The organism is Flavobacterium psychrolimnae, assembly GCF_003312425.1.
Lineage (GTDB): Bacteria > Bacteroidota > Bacteroidia > Flavobacteriales > Flavobacteriaceae > Flavobacterium > Flavobacterium psychrolimnae.
On record NZ_QNUX01000009.1, the window covers coordinates 122,234 to 146,956 of the forward strand.

Consider the following 24,723-nt stretch of genomic DNA (forward strand, 5'->3'; position numbering starts at 1 on the left):
CATCAAACTTCTACTTTTTTGTTACATTTGGAAATCAAAAAATACTTTAATGAGAATAATTTCATACAACGTAAACGGAATCAGAGCCGCTATTTCAAAAGGATTTATCGACTGGTTGCAGCACGCAAATCCAGATATTATTTGTCTTCAGGAAATTAAAGCAACCGAAGACCAAATTCCGGTAGACGATATGACTAAGGCCGGTTATCCATACCAATATTACTATTCAGCAACCAAAAAAGGGTATAGCGGAGTGGCTATACTTTCTAAAATCAAACCCAATAATGTCGTTCATGGCACGGGAATTCATCACATGGATTTTGAGGGAAGAAACCTTCGTGCTGATTTTGATGGATTTTCTGTAATGAGTTTGTACTTGCCATCGGGGACAAATATCGATCGATTGGACCATAAATTCACGTTTATGGATGATTTTCAAACCTACATTGACGAACTCAAAAAAGAAACGCCAAACCTCATTGTTTGCGGGGATTACAACATTTGCCACGAGGCAATCGATATTCATGATCCTATCCGAAACAAAAATGTTTCCGGTTTTTTACCACAGGAAAGAACTTGGCTTGATACTTTTATGAAGTCCGGATTTGTGGATAGTTTTCGCCATTTCAATAGTGAACCGCACCAATATACATGGTGGAGTTACCGCGCTGGAGCCAGAGGAAACAACAAAGGTTGGCGCATCGATTACAATTTAGTCAGCGATTCTTTAAAACATAAATTGAAAAGAGCCGTTATTTTATCAGATGCCGTGCATTCGGATCATTGCCCAATTTTGGTAGAAATCGAATAACATTTTCAGGAGCTATTTCCCGTCTCGTCCTAAATACGAGATTGCAATCTTTTCTTTCGTTAAATAACTAGAGAAAAGGATTGTCACCGATATTGGGGCTCAATCGAATACTATTTGATTTTTTGCTTTCAAAACAACATTAGAAACAACATAAATACCATCAAAATGATTAAAAGAGTTTCCATCGGAATATTAATTCTGGCGCTTTCAACTTCCTGTGTATCCAAGAAAATATACAATGATTTAGAAAGTAAATACGCCGATTCTAAAAAAGAAAACAGAAATTTAGCAGACGAAAATGCCGATTTACTAAAAGCTAAAAACCAACTGGAATTAGACCGCGATGGTTTAAAAACTGATTTGAGTAAATCCAAAGCAGAACTGGAAAAATTGAAAGCAGATTACGCCGCAGCGCAAAATAAATTTAAAGTCTTGCAGGATTCGTACGCCGCTTTGGAAAAAAACAGCGGTGATGCTTTGCAAAGCAACATGAAGAAAAATCGTGATTTGCTGGAGCAATTAGACGAAAAAGGAAAAGCATTGGCTTTAGAACAAGACCGATTAAGCAAAAGCGCACAACGTTTGCAAGAATTAGAGGATTTGATTGCCGCCAAAGAAGCGAGCATGAAAAAACTAAAAGAAACCTTGTCTAAAGCCTTGAACAGTTTTGAAGGAAAAGGGTTGACAGTAGAACAAAAAAACGGAAAAGTATATGTTTCTATGGAGAACAAACTACTTTTTAATTCCGGAAGTTGGGCGGTAGGTTCCGAAGGGAAAAAAGCAGTTGTAGAATTAGCAAAGGTTTTGGGTGACAACCCGGACATATCAGTACTGATCGAAGGTCATACTGATGATGATGCTTTCACGGCTTCAGGTCCAATTGCCGATAACTGGGATTTATCGACTAAAAGAGCTACTGCAATAGTTGCTATTTTGAGCGAAAACAAAAAAATCAATAAACAAAATCTTACTGCGGCAGGAAGAGGAGAATTTTCGCCATTAACTAGCAATTCAACTGCAGATGGGAAAGCTAAAAACCGTAGAATTGAAATCATTTTAACACCAAGATTAGATGAAATCGCCGAAATGTTGAATGAGATAAATTAAAAAATAATTAAAGTTTCAAATTGAGAAAGGTTCAGAGTGTATGCTTTGGACCTTTTTTCTTTTACCGCAAATTCGCTAATTTTATCTTTTGATAGAAGGATTTTAAATTCGCAAATTCGCGGTTGTGTTTTTTGAATATCTTGTAAACGTTTCTCAATTTTCTGTTAACACTAAATCGTAACCACAAACTAATTTTATCTTTGTTTTCGAAAATAAAATACAATTTCCTTAAAATGAAATACACAACCTTACCCAATACTGATATAAAAGTCAGCAAAATTTGCCTTGGAACCATGACTTTTGGTGAGCAAAATACCGAAGCGGATGGTCATGCCCAAATGGATTATGCTTTAGAAAACGGAGTCAATTTCTTTGATACTGCCGAAATGTATTCGGTTCCAGCGCGTCAGGAAACCTACGGAAGCACTGAGAAAATCCTTGGAACTTGGTTCAAAAAAACAGGAAAGAGAGAAGAAATAGTTTTGGCATCGAAAATTGCCGGACCAAATCCAAATTTTGGATACATGAGAGAAAAGTTAGATTTCTCACCAGCCAGCATCAAATTTGCATTGGATAATAGTTTACAGCGCTTACAAACAGATTATATTGATGTGTACCAATTGCATTGGCCAGAACGCAAAACCAACTATTTTGGACAACGCGGTTTTAAAGTACAAGATGATGCTTGGGAAGATAACATTCACAATGTATTGGAAACGTTGGACGGTTTTGTCAAAGAAGGAAAAATTAAACACATCGGACTTTCAAATGAAAATCCTTGGGGAATTATGCGTTTTCTGGAAGAGAGTAAATACAATAATTTGCCAAGAGTGAAAACGATTCAAAATCCATATTCTCTATTAAACCGACTTTTTGAAAACGGTTCTGCCGAAGTTTGCCTGAAAGAAAATGTTGGTTTATTAGCGTATTCGCCGATGGCTTTTGGTGTTTTGTCCGGTAAATTCCTAACTGGTGAAGCGCATCCAAATGCCAGAATCAAATTGTTTCCGCAGTATTCTCGATACAACAGCGCACAAAGTACTGAAGCTACTCGATTGTATCAGGAGATAGCCAAAAAAAATGGACTGACTTTAACGGAATTGTCTTTGGCATTTATAGAACAACAACCGTTTGTAACGAGCACGATTATTGGCGCTACCACATTGGAACAATTAAAAGAGAATATTGATACGATTCAGGTTACACTTTCGGATGAACTTCTAAAAGCGATTGATGAAGTACAAGCTGTTATTCCTGATCCGGCACCGTAAATTAAAAAACCATTTTTTGTAATTCTGATGAAGGAAAAATCCCGTTGCGTGAGATTCCTCCTTCGTCGGAATGACATTTCTATTTACAATTTCCAATAATTAAAGATCAAATTCATCATCAACGGATAAGGAATCTACTTTTATTTGTGTTGAATCTTGCACTTTGAATTTGATAAAAGATTTTGCAGGTCCTGAAATCAGTATTGGTAAGGACTTGTAAATAGTGTCTTCAGGAGTTAAGAGTCCTCTTCGAAACATAATATTGGTTAAGAACGATTCTTGTTTTACAGCAAAATCTTTCAACATCCCCTGATCGTTAAACTGATACATGAATTTTTTAGGACTCGGGATAATTCGGGCGAGATACAAGCATTCATTCAGCGATAATTCCGAAGGTATTTTTTGGAAGTAAAACTGACTTGCTTCCCCAATTCCATATATATTTGGACCCCATTCGATAATATTAAAATATACTTCGAGCATGCGTTCCTTGCTTACAATCCGGTTATTTTCCAGAATGTAAACCAATAAAATTTCTTCCAGTTTACGAGATACTGTTTTCTCACGACTCAGGAAAGCATTTTTTACTAATTGCATGCTGATGGTACTAGCGCCGCGGGAGAACTTTTTGGTTCTTATATTTTTGACTATGGATTGTTTGAATGCTTCGCTGATAAAACCACGGTGCGAAAAGAAAGAAGGGTCTTCTGTAGTTAAAACGGATTTTCTTAAATACGGGGAAATTTGGTCTAAAGTCGTATAATTTGGATTGGCAGAACCAACCAAAATCGGGCGTTGCAACACATTTTTGATAAGGGCACGATATACAAATTCGCCATTGAGTTTGTTGAGATTCGCTTCGCCATACTTTGTGATTTTTAGATTTTCTTTTTTCAATTTACTGTCAAAAACCAGTTGATTGGGTTTGTTTTGGTTGAAAGCAAAATCTAATTTGTAATCAAAAGTACCAGTAGCTTCCATTCCCTGAAAGTGGGTAAATAGACCATCAGGAAGCGAAGTGATAAAATCCTGTGCTTTCATTTTTGGAATAGTTACTTTGAGTTTGTAAATCGTGTCTTTTTCGGTTTCGTAAGCCAGATAAGGATGAAGTTTTATTTTATTTAACTCTAAAGTTGAACTGCTGTCAATTGAAATAAAATCCGAACCCAATAAGAATCGGTAATCAAATTTGGCGTTTTTTAGCAGTACATCTTTACTGGCAATTTTTGGATGATTGATTTTTAAATTGGCAATAGCCATAAACCCGTCAATGTGAAGTTCGTCACCGTCTTTATCTATGTTTTGAACGTTCAATCGAATCGAGTCAAAGCTCGACTTCAGGTTGAAACGCTCGTCTAAATATGGCATTTTGATGGCGCCGGTATCCATATTTACGAAACGAATATCTGCCTTTTTGTTTCTTGGATCGGCAAATCCTTTAATTTTCCATCGTTGTGAAATCGTATTGGTTTGAACTTTTATCGAAGTTTCGAGCTGTTTGTTGATCAATCGTAATTTTTGGAAATTGACAGTTGCTTTCTTTCCGTTATCATCAAATCGAAAAGACAGATTGTCCAGAATCATATCCGTTGGGACTAAATTCAGCGCTTTTGAAATAATTCTGTAGGCAAACTGAGCGTAATTTCTTTTTTCGTCACGAATTTCTGTTTGATTGTCTTTTTTTAGAAATGCATCATAATTTCCCGACTTTCCTTTTTTTACAAATTGGACAAAACCATTCTGCATTTCTAGAGTTCCAAGTTGCAAGTCGCCGGTGATTAATTTCCATAAATTGACACTGGTTTTTAGTTTTTGAATTTTAAAAAGAGTGTCTGCATTTTTTGGAACCAGAATTATTTCGGTAAGATTCAAGCCAGATAATCCGTCAAAAGACGCTTTTTTGATTGAAAAAGTACTGTTATAATCCACTTCCATCTCGTGCGAGACCTTTGCGATGGTTTGTTGTAAAACGGCATCACGAAATATGTAAAAAACAATAATCATGATGGCAAATAATACAAAAAGTATTTTCGCAGCAAGGATTATTTTTTGTTTTCCGGTTCTCATAAATGATTTGGATACTTGATAAAATCTAAAATAATGGAGTTTAGAATCTCGTGTATAAAGAAAAGCAAAATAATACCAAAGGAAAGTTTTTTATAGTTTTCTTTAGAATTTTGATGAATAATATAATTTTGTTCGATTGTAAACATAAAAAACTACAACTTCAATGGCGCTGTAGTTTCTAAACTTTTTTGTTGTGGTCAATTAGCTTTTTGGCTTTGGTTCTTTGTATTCATAAGGATTGTAGAACCTGCGCACTTTCTCTACAATTTGATTTAACGTCATTTTGTCTGCGGTTTCTACGGCTTTTAGTTTTCCGGGTTCAATTAAATGATCGGTCATTAATTTTTGTTCCAGTTTCGTTTTAGTCTGTGCCGGACCAAAAACGATAAGTTCATCTGATTTTTTCACATACGACAGCACTGATTTTATAAAATAATCCAGTTCTTGTTCTTTTCGGTTGTCAAATTTTTTGTCGCTATTGCCATGATGAACTCCTGAGAAAGTTCCTTTATTACCTTCGTCATTATGATGTACGCTATTTTCAACCTCAGAGTCTATTTCGGTAATTTTTTCTGTATCACCATCAAGAGCAACAATTATTGCTTTTGACGAATCTATCCAAATGCCAGTTTGTCTTTTCATGTCTTTGCTATTTTAAATTAAAGTAGATTTTTTTTACTATTTTATTGCAAAAGAATCGCGCTCAGTTGACTTATTAAAACGTGTTCTGATTTATTTTTTCCTGAAAATGATGAAGCTACGGCGTTGGCAGTTTTTAGAATTAAGGCATTAATTTCTGGAGTGAACAAGTGTTGATGCTCTTCTCTGAAAATTTTAAAGTCGGGAATCACTTGTTCCAATTCCCATTCATTGGCAACAAGCCAGTCAAAAACAATTTCGATTTCATAAGCAGTGTCATCCCCAAATTCATTAAAACTATTTTCTAGCGGAAGCCACTCCGTTTTTATGATTTGTTTCAGTTTCTCGATTTCCTCTTTACGAACGGTTTTGTCTATGGCCGCAATAGAATAGAACACTTTGCCTAAGTGTTCGTATAAATGAGTCATAGTTTGGTGAGAAGGTTTCATTTTTATTTCCGTAACATATTGTAAAACATAAAGTTACAAAAAATAATGAATTCCTTTGCTGCTTTTTATTTTTAATTAAAATAAAAGTGAAATTAACAAAAATATAATTATTTGATTTTCAGTTTTTAACAAAAAAAGAGGAAGCCTTTTTTAGTGACTTCCTCTTTTTTGCAGCGGTAGAAAAATTATTTTTTCGAGTATTCTTTGTCTAAAAATAAGTAACGGGCGTCGTTCTCTGCTCGTACTGATTTTGAGGTTAAATTGATAATCATGATTTCGGGTTTTTCTTCATTTTTTGACATTGGCCAAACCGGAAGCTTATCAGCATTTGGATTTCCAGTTTTAATAAAGTTGGCAAAATAATTCAGCATCGTTTCTGAAACTGCATAATCAGATTCTGTCCAGGCATAGTCTTTATTTCCGGCTAAATTACCCATTGCATATTCGATTTCGGCAGAGTGAACCGCTCCTTTTGGTATTGGTGCTTTTGGAGTGTTTGAATTCTTTTTGATGACACCGCCAGCAAGGCCAGCTTCAAGACTATTGTCTCGCATTTCTGGTCTGGGATGTGTATAATAATAGCGATATACTGGTTGCGTGCTGTTTTTTCGATGCAAATCAAACCATTTCCAGGTGCTGTAGGCGATAAAACGGTCACCCGATAAATCGGTGGCAGATTGCTCTGTTACTTCCAGAGTTCCTGTTGGATATAATTTCAATACTTCATCAGCTTTTTTGCCATACAATTCTTTTACTTTTTGAATATAGGTTTCATTACTGATGTCTTTTCCAGCTGTCAATGCTCTGTAAGTCATTTCTTCGGAGTTCCATCCTAATAATAAAGGAATCATAGCCTGTTGTTTGGCTTCAAAAGTTTCAGGTAGTGTTTTGGTTAAAAAATAACCGTCAATGGTAGTTTTAAAAACGCCTAAACTGCTTCCTAACGATTTTTGGTAAAGTTCTAACGTAGACATTTCACGCAGATTTTTTAAGGAAGTTGCTCCAATTTTTTGGGCGTATTCAAGGCCTGTTTTTTCGGCTTCAGCCAAAGGAACCGGAGCTAAGGTTGGGAATATAGAACCACCGCTTTCGCCAATAGCTCCTGCAATAAGTCCTTTTGATAAAGGAGAAGCCATTTGTGCACTTACGGCAATAGAACCCGCTGATTCTCCTGCAATAGTTACACGTTTTGGGTCACCTCCGAATTTTGAAATATTGGCTTGTACCCATTTTAAAGCAGCATTTTGATCTAATAATCCGTAGTTTCCAGATGCACGATTCGGTGATTCTTTGGTCAGTTCCGGATGGGAGAAAAATCCCCAAATCCCTAATCTATAATTTACGGTTAAGGTTACTATTCCTTTTTTTGCCATATTCTCACCATCATAACGACTTTCTGAGCCATCGCCTGCAGCAAAACCGCCACCATAGAAATACACTAAAACTGGTAATTTTTCACTGGCAGATTTAGCAGGAGACCAAACGTTGAGGTACAAACAATCTTCGCTCATTCCATCACTTCTAAAACCCATATCGCCAAAAACATTAGATTGAATGGCTCGTGGTCCAAATTTTTTGGTTTGCTTTACTCCAGTCCAATTTGTAACGGGCTGCGGAGCTTTCCATCGTAAATCACCTACTGGTGGTTGTGCAAACGGAATTCCTTTGAAACTTTGAATGTTTGTCTTTATGTCAAATTCTCCTTCAATAGTTCCGTTAGCAATAGTGAGTTGAACAGGGAAAGCATTTTGATTTTCAGCTTGTTGCGCTTCCGAAAAGAAAGGAATGAGCAACAGCAGTATTCCGATACAGTTTGTTTTTAGATTCATAGTGTATTATTTTATTTGTTTTTTTGACATTATATTTATCCAAATAGTTCACTCGCCACATCTTCAATTTTCGCTACCAATCGTATTTTGATTCCGGTATTTTTCAATGCAATTTTGTTGTATTTGGATACGAAAATGGTCGAAAAACCTAATTTTTCTGCTTCCTGAATGCGTTGATCCACACGGTTTACCGGACGTATTTCGCCTGAAAGCCCCACTTCACCGGCAAAGCAAAAATCTTTATTCACTGCAATATCTTCATTCGAAGATAAAATGGCGGCAACAACAGCTAAATCTATCGCCGGATCATCTACTGAAATTCCTCCAGTTACATTTAGGAAAACGTCTTTGGCGCCAAGCCTAAAACCAGCACGTTTTTCTAAAACCGCTAGAATCATATTCAGTCTTTTGGCATTGTAACCCGTGGTGCTGCGTTGCGGTGTTCCGTAAACTGCGGTGCTTACCAAGGCTTGAATTTCAATCATCAACGGGCGCATGCCTTCTAAAGTTGAAGCAATTGCGGTTCCGGATAATTCTTCATCTTTATGCGAAATTAATATTTCGGATGGATTGGAAACTTCGCGTAAACCATTGCCGAGCATTTCATAAATACCAATTTCGGCAGTGGAACCAAAACGATTTTTTAACGAACGTAAAATTCGGTACACGTGATTTCTATCGCCTTCAAATTGTAAAACGGTGTCGACCATGTGTTCCAGGATTTTTGGTCCTGCAATGTTTCCGTCTTTGGTAATATGACCAATCAGAATCACGGGAATATTGGTTTCTTTGGCAAATTTTATTAGTTCGGCTGTGGTTTCTCTAATTTGAGAAATACTTCCTGGAGTAGATTCAATATAATCCGTATGCAAGGTTTGAATGGAATCGATAATCACGATTTCCGGTTCGATGGCTTCAATTTGCTTGAAGATATTTTGTGTTTTGGTTTCGGTCAGAATATAGCAATTGTCTCCGCTTGGCGTGATTCTTTCGGCACGCATTTTTATTTGTTTCTGACTTTCCTCGCCCGAAACATATAAAGTTTTATAGGGTAATTTTAAGGATATTTGAAGCAATAGCGTACTTTTTCCAATGCCGGGTTCTCCGCCCAAAAGGATTAAGGAACCTGGAACGATTCCGCCACCAAGTACCCGATTTAATTCCCCATCTGTCGTGTCCATTCGGATTTCCTGAGCCGAATCAATTTCGTTTATTCGTAAGGGTTTTGGTGCTTTATTACTGGAAGTTGGTTCGCTCTTCCAAGCTACTTTTTCTTGTTTTTGGATAATTTCTTCCGCAATGGTGTTCCATTCTTTACAGGAATTGCATTGTCCTTGCCATTTTGCATATTGTGCGCCACAGTTTTGGCAAAAAAAAGTTGTTTTTACTTTTGACATTATTTTTTTGGTGTTTGACTGATCATATTATCATATTTCTCCATCATTATGTTTTTTGTAAGGTCGCCAATTTCTTCTAGTTGTGAAGCAGTTTGGTATCGCTTTGCTGCTTTTTTCATGTCGCCCGTTTTTTCATACATTAAACCCAATTCATAATCGGCAAGCATTGATTTTGGATAGTTTTTATTAGCAATTTCAGCTAATTTATCCAATTCAGAATACGCTTTGTTTTTAAGAATTGCAGCTTCAATGGCTTTGAAATCATTAACGCGAATGGGGATTTTTAAACCTAAATTTTTAGATAAAACCTCGTATTTGTTAGTTAGGTAATCCACATATCCGGATTGGAGAATAACAATTTTCTCCGAATATTCAGTTGAAGAAATGGGTTTGTATGTGTCGAAAAATTGGTACAAAGCATTTGGAATCGAATACAGAACCAGCGAATAATGAGATGCGCCCTTGAAATTATCAAATTTATAATTCAGTAATGGATTTGTAACCTGTTTTATATTAGTGTCTAATTTCTTGATAGATGTTTGCAGTTTCTTTACATCGCCATCACCATTTGACTGATAATAAAAAACAGGTTGTTTGAGTTTTGAAAGTTGCTCCGGAATGCGGTTTTCCATATCAGGCGCTAGTTCTGGACTCAATGAAATAAAGGCATTAAAAATAGGATTGTCTTTGTACAGAAAAAAGTTCAAAAAACCAGCAGTAGTGTCATGACCGGCGATTATGCGGAAAGGGGCAACAGGATATTTCTTTTCGATGTAGGGCAATAACTCCGCTCCAATGAATTCGAAAAATTTCGCGCCTTTTCCTGAAGGAACGCCATCCGCTTCGTCGTGATTACAATCGTCATATCGTTCGTTGTTTTTGTTTTGGCTGATGCCAACAATGATGGTTTCCGGTAAATCATCCCAATAGGCACCATAATTTAAAGCACCGTAGAAAGGTTCAAACAGATAATCGCCATCCAATAAAACGAGAATTGGGTATTTTTTATTTGGATTTTTTTCAAAAGAAGGCGGGAGCCCAATGGTAATTTCTCTGCTTTCGCCAAGCACTTGAGAATCGAAAGCAATCACAGTTTTTTGTGAAAATACGGAAACAGAAAAGAGTAATAAGAGTATTAGTTTTTTCATGAATTGGTTTGGTTTAGAAAGTATAGAATGCTCCAAATAAGAGCAAGCAATATAAACATTATTACTTTTATTTGAAAATGAATGCCGGTAAATGTTAATATTGCGTCTTGATTTCAAGGGTGGCACCAGCGTTTAAAAAAATAACCACTGATTCTTTGATTTTAAAATGCAAAATCAGAGAATCAGTGGCTAAAAAATATTGTTGGTTTTAATCGAATAGAAATTAAGTCAACGAATTGTCATTTTCATTTGGAAAAATAACCCACGGTTTGAAAGTTTTAGCTTCTTCAAATTCTAGGGTTGCGTATGAAATGATGATGATGATATCGTCTTTTTGAACTTTTCTGGCTGCAGGACCGTTGAGTGTTATTGTTCCAGAATTTTTTTCGCCTTTGATGGCATAAGTTTCAAAACGTTCTCCATTATTGATGTTTACAATGGAAACTTTTTCGCCTTCAATTATATTTGAAGCCTCTAACAATGATTCGTCAATAGTGATCGACCCGATATAATTTAAATCGGCGCCGGTTACCTTAACGCGGTGAATTTTTGATTTTAATACTTGAATTTGCATGCTACAAAAGTAAATTAATTTAGTGAAATGGTGTCAATTAAACGAATATTGTTGACTAATACGGCTATGAAAGCGCGGTATTTTTTATTTTTATTTTTTCGGGTGCACGATAAAAGCGTGGCTTCATCAGCAATGGTGAAATATTCTAAAGTAAAATGAGGATTGTTATCGAATGATTTTTGAACCCATTCTGAAATTTTAGCGGTGCTATTTTTCGAAAATTGCTCTTTTACAGAGCTTAGAATTTTGTAGATAATAGATGCTTCGTCTCTTTCCTGCGCAGATAAACGCTCGTTTCTGGAGCTCATGGCAAGTTCATTAGCTTCTCTATAAATAGGGCAGCCAATTACATTTACTTTTAAATGATTTTTAGCCACCATTTTTTTTACGATTTGTAATTGTTGAAAGTCTTTCTCGCCAAAATAAGCGTTGGTTGGTTCAATAATCTCAAAAAGGCGCTTCACGATGGTTCCCACACCATTGAAATGTCCAGGTCTGAATTTGCCTTCCATTTGGTTTTCTAATCCATCGAAATCGAAAGGTTCCGAAACCGGTTTTCCGTCATAAATATCTTCAACCGTTGGGGCATACAAGATAATGTTTGGATTCAGATTGGTCAATTTTTTTACATCTTCCTCTAGTGTTCTTGGGTATTTTGCCAAGTCTTCCGGATTGTTGAATTGAGTAGGATTTACAAAAATACTCACAATGGTTTTGTCGTTTTCCAGCAATGATTTCTGCATTAAAGCTAAATGACCTTGATGTAACGCACCCATTGTTGGAACAAATCCAATAGTGGAATGGATGGTTTTTATAGGTTTCAAATAGTCCATTAAAGATGCTTTTCCGTAGAAAATATGCATGGCAGTATTATTAAAATTAAATGCAAACTTACTATTTTAGTTAATAACTGCATAAATTTTTGTAATTTTGCATGGTTTTTATTGCCAATAAATTAAGTAAATTACAATATGAAAGATAAGAGGATATTATATGTATCATCTGAAGTGGTGCCGTATCTCGCTGAAAACGAGGTCTCTTTAATGTCTTATGACGTTCCAAAAATGATTAATGATCAAGGCGGACAGATAAGAATTTTTATGCCAAGGTATGGAAATATTAACGAGAGAAGACACCAATTGCACGAGGTAATTAGACTTTCGGGGATGAATTTGGTAGTAAATGACTTGGATATGCCGTTAATTATTAAAGTGGCTTCTATTCCAAAAGAGAGAATACAAGTCTACTTTATTGATAATGATGAATATTTCAAAAGGAAAGCAACCTTTGCAGATGAAGAAGGTGTGATGTATCCTGATAATGATGAACGTGCCATCTTCTTTGCAAAAGGAGTTGTGGAAACTGTCAAAAAACTCAACTGGGTTCCTGATATTATTCATGTTCATGGCTGGATGGCTGCAATGTTGCCTATTTACATGAAACATTTTTATAAAAACGAAGCCTTATTTTCGGAAACAAAGATTGTTACTTCAGTGTACAGCCAGTCTTTTGAAGGGACTTTGAACGAGGAAATGATTAATAAAGTGAAATTTGACGGAGTTCCGGATGATGCAATAGCAGATTTGGAGGTTCCTAACTACGAAAATATCATCAAGGCGACAGTTAAACATTCTGATGCTGTGATTATTGCTTCAGAAAACCTCTCTCCAAGTTTAACAAAATTTATAGAATCTTCAGGAAAACCTTTTTTACCTTTCGCACCGAAAGATGCATTCGCGGAAGCGTATACTAATTTCTATATAAACGAGGTTCTGTAAATTAAACTTTTTTAATAAATATGTACAATAATTCTTTTTTTAAGAAAATTCTTCTAGTAGCAAGTGTTGTTTTTTTATATTCTTGTGATAAAGATTATAATGAAATTGGTGGAGATTTGATAGGTGAAAATAATTTTGATCTTAATAAGCAGACATATAGTGTGTTGGGTTACAATCAAAAAACAGGAGCAATACAATCCAATAATCTTGAAGTAAATCCATTGGGGATTTACAGCAATACAAATTTTGGTGAAACAACAGCAAATTTCAATACTCAGTTAACATTACCTGCACTAATTACTTCAGTAAGTACAAATTTATTTGTAGAAAGTGTTGTTCTTACAGTTCCTTATTACACGGATGCAACTCAACTAAAAGTCAATGCTGATGGAACTCGTGTATATGTTTTAGATTCTATCTACGGACCAGAAAAGGCTAAAATGAAATTAAGTGTCTATGAATCTGGTTATTTTATGAGAGACGCAGATCCTGTTGGAGGATTCCAACAACCTCAAAAATATTTCACAGACCAAGATACTGATTTCAATAATTTGAAGGTTGGAAATCGGTTGAATAATAGTTTAAACAAAGCTGAAAATGATGAATTTTTCTTTGATCCGGCTGAACATCCTGTAGTTGCTACGGATACAGTGACAGGTGTAAAAACAACGACGTATACGGCGCCAGGTATGCAATTGAATTTGAACAAAGATTATTTTAAATCAAGAATCCTTGAAGCAGTTAATTCAGGAAAATTAGCCTCGAATGATGTTTTTAAAAATTACTTCAGAGGACTTTATTTTAAAATGGAGAAATCAGGAAGCAGCGCTGGAAATTTAGCAATGTTGAATTTTAAAGCTGGTAAAATAACCATCACTTACAAAGAAGATTTGGCCTCAACAACTGGTGGTGCTACGACTAGAGTTAAAAAGACAATCGTTCTTAATATGACGGGTAATACTGTTAGTTTATTGAAAAATGATTATAGCGTTAATGGAGGTGCTTATGATGCTTTACCAAATACCGGAAACCAAACTGAAGGGGATGATAAATTTTTCCTGAAAGGCGGCGAAGGTTCTGTAGCGGTTTTAGATCTTTTTGATAAAAAAGATTTGAAAGGGTATGATGCTAATGGTGTTTTAACTGGTCCAAATGGAATTTCAGATGAGCTGGATGATTTAAGAAATCCTGCTGATGGCAAAAAATTATTAGTGAATGAAGCCAACTTGGTTTTCCATATTGATGCTGCTGCAATGGCTAGTAGTTATGAACCACAAAGAATTTATTTGTACGATTTTAAGAACAGCAGGCCTTTAACTGATTATTACTTAGATGTAACATCAAATAGTGTTGATGCAAAGAAGTCAAAAGCGTTTTTTGATGGTATTATAAAGAAAGATGCTACTAGTAAAAAGGGATTGACTTATAAAATTAGAATTACGAATCATATCCGAAATCTTATCAACAATAAAGATTCAACTAATGTTAAATTGGGTCTTGTGGTTACAGAAGATATTGGGATAATTGCATCTTACAAAGTAAAAACTCAAAATGCGAATATTAGTCAAGCACCAAAAGCTTCGGTTATGAATCCGTTAGGGACTGTTTTACACAGCGGAAAATCTACCGTAGCTGAGGCTAAAAGATTAAAACTGGAAATTTATTATACAAAACCTAATTAAACCAAGACTATGTGTGGAATTGTTGGATATATTGGATACAGAGAAGCTTATCCTATTGTAATTAAAGGATTAAAAAGACTCGAATATAGAGGCTATGACAGTGCTGGTGTCATGTTATTTGATGGTGAAAACCTAAAAGTATCAAAAACAAAAGGAAAAGTTTCTGATCTTGAAGAAAGATCTTCAAAAGAGATAACTACTAATGGAACTATTGGGATTGGTCATACACGTTGGGCTACGCATGGTGTTCCAAATGACGTGAATTCACATCCACATATTTCTAATTCAGGCGATTTAGCAATCGTACACAACGGAATTATTGAAAATTACGCTCCTTTAAAAGCAGAGTTAATAAAGAGAGGATATGTTTTTCATTCGGATACAGATACTGAAGTATTGATTAATCTCATTGAAGAAGTGCAGAAAAAAGATAATTTAAAATTAGGAAAAGCAGTTCAGGTGGCTTTGAATCAAGTAGTGGGAGCGTATGCAATTGCTGTTTTTGATAAAAAAAATCCTAATGAAATTGTTGCTGCTCGGTTAGGAAGCCCATTAGCAATAGGTGTTGGTGAAGGAGAGTTTTTTATTGCTTCGGATGCATCTCCGTTTATTGAATATACATCTAATGCTATTTATCTGGAAGATGGTGAAATGGCAAATATTAGATTGCATAAACAAATGAAGGTTCGTAAAATTAAAGATGATTCTTTAGTTAATCCTACTATTCAGGAGCTTCAAATGAATTTGGAGCAAATTGAAAAAGGTGGTTATGATCATTTTATGCTTAAAGAAATTTATGAGCAACCTAGCGTTATCAAAGATACATACCGTGGAAGACTTCATGCAAATGAAGGTTTAATTCAAATGGCAGGTGTTGAGGATAATTTAGAAAAATTCTTGAATGCGGATCGAATTATAATAGTTGCTTGTGGTACCTCATGGCACGCAGGTTTAGTGGCTGAATATATTTTTGAGGAATTTGCAAGAATCCCTGTTGAAGTAGAATATGCTTCTGAATTTAGATATAGAAATCCAATTATAAACAGTAAAGATATTGTTATTGCTATTTCTCAATCAGGAGAAACAGCTGATACAATGGCTGCGATAAAATTGGCTAAAGAAAGCGGCGCATTTGTTTTTGGAGTTTGTAACGTAGTAGGTTCTTCTATTTCAAGAGAAACTCATGCTGGTGCTTACACTCATGCAGGGCCTGAAATTGGAGTTGCATCAACAAAAGCATTTACAACACAAATTACTGTTTTGACAATGATTGCGTTACGTTTGGCTAAAGCCAAAGGAACTTTGTCAAATTCAGCTTTTCACACCTATTTACAAGAATTAGAAATTATTCCTGAAAAAGTAAAAGAGGCTTTAGAGACAAATGATAGAGCAAAAGAAATTGCTGCAGTTTTCAAAGATGCTCCTAACTGTTTATATTTGGGAAGAGGATATAATTTCCCAGTGGCTCTTGAGGGTGCTTTGAAATTAAAAGAGATTTCTTATATTCATGCTGAAGGATATCCTGCAGCAGAAATGAAACACGGACCAATTGCATTAATTGATGAGCATATGCCTGTGGTTGTAATTGCACCAAAACAAGGACATTACGATAAAATTGTAAGTAATATTCAGGAAATCAAATCTAGAAGTGGAAAAATTATAGCGGTGGTAACTAAGGGAGATACGCAAGTACGTGAATTGGCGGACTATGTTATCGAAATTCCAGAAACTTCGGATGCATTATCACCGTTGATTACAACAATACCATTACAGCTGTTGTCATATCATATTGCTGTTATGCGCGGATGCAATGTAGATCAGCCTCGTAATCTTGCTAAATCAGTTACAGTAGAATAATTAGTAGTTAACTGCTTTATAAATACTAAGCCTCGGAAGTTTTCTTTCGAGGCTTTTTTTGTGCGTCAAATTATCAAATTTGTCAGATGCTTTTAAAGTCTACAAAAGTGAAAAAAACTATAAATTTGGGCGCTTTTATCACTTTTATCAAATATCTAAAAATTAATAATTATTTTGTGATTAATGCATTTTTTATATGCATGCATAATGATATTCTGTTTTTTCAACACAAAATTTAACATTAAATAATTAATTATAAATACGAAATAAGCGCAAATGGGGCAAATTAACTGATGAATGTGAAATTTTTTTGGGACTTTTTTATTAATATCAAAAATATTTGTACTTTGGCTACATAAACCAACAAATTATAACCCAATGAGAGTGTATTTACTTTTTTTGACATTGTTTTTTTGCAGCCTAACTTTTGCTCAAAACTCAATTTCAGGTGTTGTTACAGACAGCAACAACCAGCCTATTCCTGGAGCCAACATTAAAATTGTTGGAGATTCTGCAGGGACAATAACTGATTTAGATGGTTCTTTTACTTTGCAATCTTCTAAAAAACCTCCTTTTGTAATTGAGATTACAAGTGTGGGTTTTGGATCTCAAAAGATTAACGTTACTTCAGCAAATCAAAGAATTTCGGTTAAGCTTTTAGATGAAGAAAATAAACTGGATGAAATTGTGGTTTCTGCATCAAGAACTCCTGAAAGAGTTCTGGAGTCCCCGGTGACTATTGAAAGAATGGGAATCGCTGAAATAAAAAAAACTGCCTCTCCTTCTTTTTATGATGGTTTAGAAAACTTAAAAGAAGTTCAAATGAATACTTCAAGTATGTCTTTTAAATCAATAAACACTCGTGGTTTTGCATCTGTTGCTAATACTCGTTTTATGCAACTTGTTGACGGTATGGACAATTCCTCGCCTCTGTTGAATTTTGTTCTTGGAAATTTAATTGGTGTCTCGGAGATAGATGTTCAAAGTGTGGAATTATTACCAGGTGCGTCTTCAGCCTTATACGGCGCAAACGCCTTTAATGGTATTTTGTTTATGACTAGTAAAAGTCCTTTTACAAGTGAAGGAATTAGAGCGTATGCTAAGTTTGGACAAACGAGTCAAAAAGCGGCTGGTACTAATGACTATGTTGACTACGGTGTAAGAATGGCTAAAGCATTTAATAAATATTTTGCAGGGAAAGTAAATTTTGCTTACATGAGAGGTACTGAATGGCATGCAGTAAATTATGATGATAAAACCCGTGCAGGTATTGATAGAAATACAATTGATTATGATGGTATCAATATTTATGGAGACGAAGTAGTTACTAATATTAAAGGTGTTGGTCAAGCTTTAGCTTCTCAGGGTTTAATTCCGGCTTCAGCAGTAAATTTATTGCCTAATACGAATGTGAGTAGAACAGGATACAATGAAGTTGATTTGACGGATAATAAAGTTTCTAACACAAAAATTGATTTTTCATTACACCTCCGTCCATTTGGAGACGAAAGATTAGAAGTAATCTGGCAAAGTAAATTTGGTTACGGTAATACCGTTTATCAAGGAGCCAATCGTTACTATTTGAATAACTTTTTTATGCAACAACATAAAATTGAGTTCAAAGGAAAAAACTTCTTTTTAAGAGGTTATACCACTACGGAAGATGGTGGTCAATCTTATGATATGTTGTTTACAGGTATAAATGTTAACAGAAAATGGAAAGATGACAGAACATGGTTTGGGCAATATGCAGGTGCTTATGTTCAATCAACTTTAGCAGGTTTTACTCCTGAACAAGCACATTCAAGAGCTAGGTCTACTGCCGATACTGGTAGATTGATACCTGGAACTGATGCGTTTAAAAACGCATTCAATCAAGTTGTTAGCGATCCAAGTGTTTTAACAGGTTCTAAATTAGTTGATAATTCTAGAATCTACCATTCAGATGCTAATTATAATTTTAAGGATTTAATAAAATTTGCAGAAATTCAAATTGGAGGTTCTTACAGACAATATGAGTTAAATTCTTTTGGCCGTATTTATACCGATGCTGACGGACCGATTACTTATGACGAATATGGTGCCTACACGCAGGTAATGAAAAAGTTTATGGATGATCGTTTGAAGTTCACGGGTTCTATGCGTTATGATAAAGCGCAAAATTTTAAAGGTAATATTTCTCCAAGAGTTTCCTTAGTATATTCTGGAGGTCAAAATAAAAATCATAATTTCAGAGGATCTTTTCAAACTGGTTTCAGAAATCCTTCTACTCAAGATCAATACATTGGTTTTAACGTAGGTAGTGCTATTTTACTAGGTTCTGCACCGGATAACCTAACTCGTTTTACGGAAACACTACCAATTGCAACAGCGGTTGGTCAGGGATTTGCAGGAGGTAATTCAGTTACTATAAATGGTACCAATGCATACGATAATTCATATACAGCATCATCAGTTAGAGCATTTGCTGCAGCTGGTAACCCTGCATTATTGCAAAAAACTAATGTTGATTTAGTGAAACCTGAAGAGGTAAAAGCAATTGAATTAGGGTATCGTTCATTCATAAACAAAACTTCGATTGATATCAATGGGTATTATAATGTATACAATAATTTCATTGGTAATTTGAACGTTGTTACGCCTTTATACGGTTCTGCAATAGATGGAGGTGGATTGACAAATCCTCAAGGTCAACAGGCATTGCATGCACTTCAAAATGGTAATACAAGAGCCTTTCAATTGTATACCAATACTCCTTTAGAAATTGAATCATTAGGTTTTGGAGTTGGATTGTCTCGTAAAGTTTACAAAGATTTTGAAATAGGTGCAAACTATAACTATGCTGAGTTTAAATTTGATCAATCAAAAGATCCTAGCTTTGAGGCTGGTTTTAATACACCAAAACATCGTGTTAAAGCTTCTATTGGTAACGAAAAGTTATTCCCAAATTTCGGGTTTAATGTGAGTGGTAGATGGAATAGTGAGTACTTATGGCAATCATCTTTTGCGGATGGTACTATAGCCTCAGCAACAGTTATTGATGCTCAATTAAACTATAATTTTCCAGCTTTGAAATCTACGTTGAAAGTAGGGGCTTCCAATATTGGAGGAAAAGAATATGGACAAGTGTTAGGAGCGGGTCTAATTGGTCAACAATATTTTGCATCTTGGACAATCAACCCGTAACATTTTATTAAAACTAAAATCAAAGAACAATGATAAAAAATTTCAAATGGTTGCTATTTGCTTCTTTAGCATTTGCAGCATGTAATAATGATGATGAAGTAACTATTGATGCTAATTCATCTGACGGGAATCCTTTAACTTCCGGTACGGCTGTTGTGACAAAATATACAGCATTAGGAGATTCTTATGCGGCTGGCTATAGTGATAATGCTTTGTTTATTGAAGGACAAAAAGGCTCTTATACTAATATTATAGCACAGCAGTTTACATTAGCTGGAGGTGGAGAGTTTAAAACGCCGTTTATGGCTGATAATGTTGGAGGATTGTTATTGGGTGGCAATGTGATTTTTGGGCAGCGATTGTTTTTTAATGGAACAGCGCCAGTGCCAGTAAGCGGAAGGCCTTCAACTGAAACGACAACTAAATTGACAGGGCCTTTTAATAACTTAGGAGTACCTGGTGCTAAAAGTTACCATTTGGTTGCACCAGGATATGGAAATGTTGCTGGAGTTGCAACAGGACAAGCTAATCCATATTTTGCAAGATTTGCATCGTCATCGTCTACAACTATTGTTGCTGATGCCGTGGCACAAGATCCAACTTTCTTTTCGTTGTGGATTGGGGGTAATGATGTTTTATCATATGCTACCTCAGGTGGTGTAGGAATTAACCGAATTGGCAATTTGAATCCAGCAACCTACGGTAGTAATGATATTACGGATCCAACAGTGTTTGCAGGAGTTTATACAAATATAGTTAACGCTATGACGGCAAAGGGTGCTAAGGGTGTAGTGGCAAATCTGCCGTATGTAACATCTTTACCTTATTTTACTACCGTTCCTTTTAATCCATTAACGGCTTCTGTTCTGGGTCGAGGTAATGTTGCTGTAGGAAACGCAACAATTTCAGCTCTAAATGCGCAATTGTATGGGCCTTTAAAACAAGCATTAACTGTATTTGGTCAAGGAGCTCGTATAGAGCTACTGTCAACTACTGCCGCAAATCCATTGTTAATTGTTGATGAGAGTTTGACGAATCTTTCAGCACAATTAACGGCTGCATTTACTCCTACTTTAGGGGTAGCTACAGCAACTTTTTACGGCCAAGTTTTTGGTCAGGCAAGACAAGCAACTAAGGATGATTTAGTGGTTTTAACAGCTCAAACTGTTATTGCTTCAGCACCAGCTGGTGTTCCAGCTCCTTTAAATAGTTTTGGAGTCACATATCCTATGCAAGATAAAGATGTGTTAACTAAAGCGGAAGTTGCCGAAGTTAAAGTCGCTACCGATGCTTATAATGCAACTATCAAGTCGGTAGCTGATGCTAAAGGTTTGGCATTTGTTGAATTGAAAGGAGTGACTGATCAATTGGCAAATGGTGGAATAGTATATAATGGTTTTACTACAACCTCTACTTTTGTAACTGGTGGTATGTTCTCCTTAGATGGAGTTCATCCAAGTCCAAGAGGTTATGCTATTATAGCAAATTTATTCACTGATGCTATAAATGCAAAGTATGGCTCTAACTTCAAAAATGTAAATGTAGGGTCATATCGTATTTTATACCCTGCATCATTGTAAAATTTTATAAATTGAATTATAAAAAACAACCGCCCGTTTTGCTACGTGGCGGTTGTTTCTTTTAGGGATAATCTTGTCTTTTGTTAGTTTCTAAGTCATTTCTAGACAATCTATTAAAAAAATATCTTTTTTTGTAAAAAAACATATTGATTTTATATTTTAAAAATTATCTTTGCACACTGAAAAAAGTGTCTAATCGATATGTTTCGATTGGCAGTATTTCATAAACCTATAATAGCTATTTAATAAATACATAAGTAATGTCAAAAGTAATAGGAAAAGTTGCCCAAATCATTGGCCCAGTAGTTGACGTTGTTTTCAACGGTAAGGATGTTGAACTTCCAAAAATTTATGATTCATTAGAAATCACAAAAAAAGATGGTACTTTATTAGTGCTTGAAGTACAATCTCACATTGGTGAAAATACAGTACGTACCATTTCGATGGACTCAACAGATGGTTTGAGTAGAGGTTATGAAGTAGTTGGAACAGGAAATCCTATCCAAATGCCAATTGGTGCCGATGTTTACGGTCGTTTGTTCAACGTAATTGGAGATGCCATTGATGGTTTACCTGAATTGCCAAAAACTGGTGAAAACGGAATGTCAATTCACAGAGCAGCTCCAAAATTTGAAGATTTATCTACTTCTTCTGAAGTTTTATTCACAGGTATTAAAGTAATCGATTTAATTGAGCCTTACTCAAAAGGGGGTAAAATTGGATTGTTTGGTGGTGCTGGAGTTGGTAAAACAGTATTGATTCAGGAGTTAATTAACAATATTGCAAAAGGTCACGGTGGACTTTCTGTATTCGCAGGAGTAGGAGAAAGAACACGTGAAGGGAATGACTTACTTCGTGAGATGTTAGAGTCAGGAATTATAAAATACGGTGACGAATTCATGCACTCTATGGAAAATGGAGGATGGGATTTATCTAAAGTAGATTTGCCAGGAATGAGAGAGTCTAAAGCTACTTTCGTTTTCGGACAAATGAATGAGCCTCCAGGAGCTCGTGCTCGTGTAGCACTTTCTGGATTATCTATCGCTGAATATTTCCGTGATGGAGCAGGAACTGATCAAGGGAAAGATGTATTGTTCTTCGTGGATAATATCTTCCGTTTTACACAAGCAGGTTCTGAGGTTTCGGCTCTTTTAGGTCGTATGCCATCTGCGGTAGGATACCAACCAACATTAGCAACTGAAATGGGTGCAATGCAAGAACGTATCACCTCTACAAACAAAGGTTCTATTACATCTGTACAGGCGGTTTACGTTCCTGCGGATGATTTAACGGATCCAGCTCCGGCTACAACTTTTGCTCACTTAGATGCTACAACAGTATTGTCTCGTAAAATTGCTGAGTTAGGTATTTATCCTGCGGTTGATCCATTGGATTCAACTTCAAGAATTCTTACACCTCAAATTTTAGGTGATGAGCACTATGATTGTGCACAAAGAGTAAAAGAAATTTTACAAAAATACAAGCAATTACAAGATATCATTGCGATCCTTGGTATGGAGGAATTATCAGAAGATGATAAATTAGCCGTTTCAAGAGCGCGTCGTGTACAACGATTCTTATCTCAACCTTTCCACGTTGCTGAGCAATTTACAGGATTAAAAGGAGTTTTAGTAGATATCAAAGATACTATCAAAGGATTTAATATGATTATTGACGGTGAATTAGATCACTTGCCAGAATCAGCTTTTAACCTTAAAGGTACAATTGAAGAAGCTATCGAAGCTGGAGAAAAAATGTTAGCGGAAGCTTAAAATAAGTTTACAAGTTTAAAGTTTAAGGTTCACTCGTAACTTTAAACTTTTAAACTTTAAACTTTAAACTAAAAAGAATTATGTTATTAGAAATAGTTTCACCAGAAGCAAAATTGTTTTCAGCAGAAGTAACTTCGGTTACATTGCCAGGAGTTGATGGAAGCTTTCAAATTTTGAATAACCACGCGCCAATTGTTTCTATTTTAGAAAAAGGAGTAGTGAAAATTACAGCATCAAACTTTACTTTTGCAAAAGAAGTGGCGAGTAAATTCACGAAGTTGGATGCTCAAAATTATACACTTGCTATCAATTCAGGAACAATTGAAATGAAAGACAATAAAGTTATTGTTTTAGTTGACTAAGATAATTTAGATTATATAAATGAAAGCCTCGCAATTTGCGGGGTTTTTTTATATCCAGTCCCAAAGGATGATATTCCATTCGATTCCATCTTCATGATATGTATCAATTATTTTAAATCCAATAGCGTGGTGTGCTTGCATAGAGCGAATGTTTATGGTGGCAACTTCAGTGATTAAATAATCAAATTGATGTTGCAATTCTTCTCTGTAAAAATGATAAAGCTCTCTGAATATTCCTTGTTTTCTATAGTTCTTATTTATACAAATTTGGCCCATTACAACATAGGTTTTGTCTTTAGGCATTAATTCATCTATTCTCTCAAACATTGGAATAAGAACCTCGATTTGGCGCCTAAAATCGGGAAGCATTACTAAAGCGAAGCCTATGACAGTATTATCATTTACAGCTATGATATGTGGGCAAGCAGAATTCATTTGATCTAACAATGCAAGGGAATGTTGTACCGTAACAAATCCTTGTTGAAGTTTTTCTTCGGAAGTAATATTTTGGGAACTATTTTGTAATTGAAGTGTTCTGATTTGTTCCAGTTCCTTTTGATTTGATGCTCTTTTATAACTTATAGTTTTCATTAGCCTTCAATGATTCAAATTTAATTAATTTATTACTTTCATAAAATTATAAAATTCTAGAGGTTAACGAATAGTATTCATTTGCTATTTTTGATTCGTTCCAAATTCATATCAACATAATACTTTTTATTGTATTTTCCTGCAACAATAAGAGCTCCAGAAATAAGAATCAGATTTTTGATAATGTATTGTCCCGCTAAAGTAGGGCAGTATGGAAAAGCATCAAAACAGATGGTTTTTAGAATGAAAACAGGAAAAAATGTAGCTGCCATATGTAATAATAATAACGGAATAGTGTAAGGAATACATCTTTTTATAAGCAAACCAATACCTATAAGAACTTCGCAAACACCAAGGATTGGAATGAATATTTGCGGTTGAAACCAATGAACGGTTTGTTCTACTAATTCGTCGGCCGGGCTCATCCCGAAAATTTTTAATCCACCAAACCAAATATATACAATAGACAGAGCAATGCGCATGATATTGATGCTGTGTTTCTCCATTTTGTGACTAAATCTAAAATAGAAGTCTTCAAATAGTGTTTTAATAGTATAGTAGTTTCAGTCTTTTATAAAAAAGCCTAACAGGTTTCCAACATCTGTTAGGCTTGAGCTGATAAA

At 35.3% G+C, this 24,723-nt stretch carries 20 protein-coding genes; 10 read left to right on the forward strand and 10 right to left on the reverse strand.

The genetic code is table 11. The features are described 5' to 3' along the window. Positions 1-49 precede the first annotated feature (49 nt). The 3 genes from DR980_RS10815 (at position 50) to DR980_RS10825 (ending at position 3,189) form a co-directional block, all read left to right on the forward strand. Positions 50-811, forward strand: a complete 762-nt coding sequence (locus DR980_RS10815; protein ID WP_113635997.1) for an exodeoxyribonuclease III — start codon at positions 50-52, stop codon at positions 809-811. Between the two features lie 165 nt (positions 812-976). Further along, on the forward strand, positions 977-1,918 hold the full coding sequence (locus DR980_RS10820) for an OmpA/MotB family protein (RefSeq protein ID WP_113635998.1): 942 nt from the start codon (positions 977-979) through the stop codon (positions 1,916-1,918). 233 nt (positions 1,919-2,151) lie between these two features. Then, a complete protein-coding gene (locus DR980_RS10825; protein ID WP_113636001.1) occupies positions 2,152-3,189 on the forward strand; it encodes an aldo/keto reductase in 1,038 nt (345 codons plus the stop codon). 99 nt (positions 3,190-3,288) lie between these two features. Here DR980_RS10825 and DR980_RS10830 read toward each other — a convergent pair whose 3' ends face one another. From DR980_RS10830 to panC, 8 genes are all read right to left on the reverse strand, one after another. Further along, positions 3,289-5,256 (reverse strand): transglycosylase domain-containing protein, encoded by a 1,968-nt coding sequence (locus DR980_RS10830; RefSeq protein WP_113636003.1) that lies wholly within the window; start codon positions 5,254-5,256, stop codon positions 3,289-3,291. 201 nt (positions 5,257-5,457) lie between these two features. Beyond that, positions 5,458-5,898 carry a hypothetical protein gene (locus tag DR980_RS10835; protein ID WP_113636005.1) on the reverse strand — a complete coding sequence of 147 codons (441 nt, stop codon included), beginning with the start codon at positions 5,896-5,898 and terminating at the stop codon, positions 5,458-5,460. Positions 5,899-5,939: 41 nt separating this feature from the next. Then, a complete protein-coding gene (locus DR980_RS10840) occupies positions 5,940-6,344 on the reverse strand; it encodes a hypothetical protein (protein ID WP_244199292.1) in 405 nt (134 codons plus the stop codon). Between the two features lie 185 nt (positions 6,345-6,529). Then, positions 6,530-8,173 (reverse strand): carboxylesterase/lipase family protein, encoded by a 1,644-nt coding sequence (locus DR980_RS10845; protein ID WP_113636007.1) that lies wholly within the window; start codon positions 8,171-8,173, stop codon positions 6,530-6,532. A 35-nt stretch (positions 8,174-8,208) separates the two neighbouring features. Continuing rightward, positions 8,209-9,570, reverse strand: a complete 1,362-nt coding sequence (radA, locus tag DR980_RS10850) for a DNA repair protein RadA (RefSeq protein WP_113636009.1) — start codon at positions 9,568-9,570, stop codon at positions 8,209-8,211. Continuing rightward, positions 9,570-10,718 carry an alpha/beta hydrolase gene (locus DR980_RS10855; RefSeq protein WP_113636011.1) on the reverse strand — a complete coding sequence of 383 codons (1,149 nt, stop codon included), beginning with the start codon at positions 10,716-10,718 and terminating at the stop codon, positions 9,570-9,572. Before DR980_RS10855 ends, radA begins: the two co-directional genes overlap by 1 nt. Positions 10,719-10,941: 223 nt before the next feature. Further along, positions 10,942-11,292: an aspartate 1-decarboxylase gene (gene panD / locus DR980_RS10860; protein ID WP_113636013.1), complete on the reverse strand. Its 351-nt coding sequence runs from the start codon at positions 11,290-11,292 to the stop codon at positions 10,942-10,944. Positions 11,293-11,306: 14 nt separating this feature from the next. Beyond that, complete coding sequence (gene panC, locus DR980_RS10865) at positions 11,307-12,155, reverse strand: pantoate--beta-alanine ligase (protein WP_113636015.1); 849 nt, start codon at positions 12,153-12,155, stop codon at positions 11,307-11,309. Between the two features lie 108 nt (positions 12,156-12,263). Here panC and DR980_RS10870 point away from each other — a divergent pair, with 108 nt between their 5' ends. The 7 genes from DR980_RS10870 to DR980_RS10900 all read left to right on the forward strand — a co-directional run bounded on the left by DR980_RS10870 (position 12,264) and on the right by DR980_RS10900 (position 23,509). Next, complete coding sequence (locus tag DR980_RS10870; RefSeq protein WP_113636017.1) at positions 12,264-13,070, forward strand: glycogen/starch synthase; 807 nt, start codon at positions 12,264-12,266, stop codon at positions 13,068-13,070. Positions 13,071-13,090: 20 nt separating this feature from the next. After that, positions 13,091-14,752: a DUF4270 domain-containing protein gene (locus DR980_RS10875; protein WP_113636019.1), complete on the forward strand. Its 1,662-nt coding sequence runs from the start codon at positions 13,091-13,093 to the stop codon at positions 14,750-14,752. Positions 14,753-14,761: 9 nt separating this feature from the next. Continuing rightward, complete coding sequence (glmS, locus tag DR980_RS10880) at positions 14,762-16,609, forward strand: glutamine--fructose-6-phosphate transaminase (isomerizing) (protein WP_113636021.1); 1,848 nt, start codon at positions 14,762-14,764, stop codon at positions 16,607-16,609. A 378-nt stretch (positions 16,610-16,987) separates the two neighbouring features. Continuing rightward, on the forward strand, positions 16,988-19,795 hold the full coding sequence (locus DR980_RS10885) for a TonB-dependent receptor domain-containing protein (RefSeq protein WP_113636023.1): 2,808 nt from the start codon (positions 16,988-16,990) through the stop codon (positions 19,793-19,795). A 29-nt stretch (positions 19,796-19,824) separates the two neighbouring features. Then, positions 19,825-21,375: an SGNH/GDSL hydrolase family protein gene (locus DR980_RS10890; protein ID WP_113636025.1), complete on the forward strand. Its 1,551-nt coding sequence runs from the start codon at positions 19,825-19,827 to the stop codon at positions 21,373-21,375. A gap of 260 nt (positions 21,376-21,635) precedes the next feature. Beyond that, entirely contained in the window at positions 21,636-23,147 is a 1,512-nt protein-coding gene (gene atpD, locus DR980_RS10895; protein WP_113636027.1) for a F0F1 ATP synthase subunit beta, read from the forward strand. A gap of 80 nt (positions 23,148-23,227) precedes the next feature. Next, positions 23,228-23,509 (forward strand): FoF1 ATP synthase subunit delta/epsilon, encoded by a 282-nt coding sequence (locus DR980_RS10900; RefSeq protein WP_113636029.1) that lies wholly within the window; start codon positions 23,228-23,230, stop codon positions 23,507-23,509. A 48-nt stretch (positions 23,510-23,557) separates the two neighbouring features. Here the strand turns inward: DR980_RS10900 and DR980_RS10905 are convergent, their stop codons facing one another. Continuing rightward, on the reverse strand, positions 23,558-24,100 hold the full coding sequence (locus DR980_RS10905; RefSeq protein WP_113636031.1) for a GNAT family N-acetyltransferase: 543 nt from the start codon (positions 24,098-24,100) through the stop codon (positions 23,558-23,560). Between the two features lie 77 nt (positions 24,101-24,177). After that, positions 24,178-24,606 (reverse strand): DoxX family membrane protein, encoded by a 429-nt coding sequence (locus DR980_RS10910; protein ID WP_113636033.1) that lies wholly within the window; start codon positions 24,604-24,606, stop codon positions 24,178-24,180. Positions 24,607-24,723 lie beyond the last annotated feature (117 nt).

Bases quoted from the DNA above. Each gene is read 5' to 3' on its own strand.
- DR980_RS10820 (WP_113635998.1), top strand. From the start codon at position 977: ATGATTAAAAGAGTTTCCATCGGAATATTAATTCTGGCGCTTTCAACT.
- panC (WP_113636015.1), bottom strand. From the start codon at position 12,155: ATGCATATTTTCTACGGAAAAGCATCTTTAATGGACTATTTGAAACCT.
- glmS (WP_113636021.1), top strand. From the start codon at position 14,762: ATGTGTGGAATTGTTGGATATATTGGATACAGAGAAGCTTATCCTATT.
- DR980_RS10845 (WP_113636007.1), bottom strand. From the start codon at position 8,173: ATGAATCTAAAAACAAACTGTATCGGAATACTGCTGTTGCTCATTCCT.
- DR980_RS10855 (WP_113636011.1), bottom strand. From the start codon at position 10,718: ATGAAAAAACTAATACTCTTATTACTCTTTTCTGTTTCCGTATTTTCA.
- DR980_RS10825 (WP_113636001.1), top strand. From the start codon at position 2,152: ATGAAATACACAACCTTACCCAATACTGATATAAAAGTCAGCAAAATT.
- atpD (WP_113636027.1), top strand. From the start codon at position 21,636: ATGTCAAAAGTAATAGGAAAAGTTGCCCAAATCATTGGCCCAGTAGTT.
- DR980_RS10890 (WP_113636025.1), top strand. From the start codon at position 19,825: ATGATAAAAAATTTCAAATGGTTGCTATTTGCTTCTTTAGCATTTGCA.
- DR980_RS10835 (WP_113636005.1), bottom strand. From the start codon at position 5,898: ATGAAAAGACAAACTGGCATTTGGATAGATTCGTCAAAAGCAATAATT.
- DR980_RS10885 (WP_113636023.1), top strand. From the start codon at position 16,988: ATGAGAGTGTATTTACTTTTTTTGACATTGTTTTTTTGCAGCCTAACT.
- DR980_RS10870 (WP_113636017.1), top strand. From the start codon at position 12,264: ATGAAAGATAAGAGGATATTATATGTATCATCTGAAGTGGTGCCGTAT.
- DR980_RS10815 (WP_113635997.1), top strand. From the start codon at position 50: ATGAGAATAATTTCATACAACGTAAACGGAATCAGAGCCGCTATTTCA.
- radA (WP_113636009.1), bottom strand. From the start codon at position 9,570: ATGTCAAAAGTAAAAACAACTTTTTTTTGCCAAAACTGTGGCGCACAA.
- DR980_RS10910 (WP_113636033.1), bottom strand. From the start codon at position 24,606: ATGGAGAAACACAGCATCAATATCATGCGCATTGCTCTGTCTATTGTA.
- DR980_RS10840 (WP_244199292.1), bottom strand. From the start codon at position 6,344: ATGAAACCTTCTCACCAAACTATGACTCATTTATACGAACACTTAGGC.
- DR980_RS10830 (WP_113636003.1), bottom strand. From the start codon at position 5,256: ATGAGAACCGGAAAACAAAAAATAATCCTTGCTGCGAAAATACTTTTT.
- DR980_RS10905 (WP_113636031.1), bottom strand. From the start codon at position 24,100: ATGAAAACTATAAGTTATAAAAGAGCATCAAATCAAAAGGAACTGGAA.
- panD (WP_113636013.1), bottom strand. From the start codon at position 11,292: ATGCAAATTCAAGTATTAAAATCAAAAATTCACCGCGTTAAGGTAACC.
- DR980_RS10900 (WP_113636029.1), top strand. From the start codon at position 23,228: ATGTTATTAGAAATAGTTTCACCAGAAGCAAAATTGTTTTCAGCAGAA.
- DR980_RS10875 (WP_113636019.1), top strand. From the start codon at position 13,091: ATGTACAATAATTCTTTTTTTAAGAAAATTCTTCTAGTAGCAAGTGTT.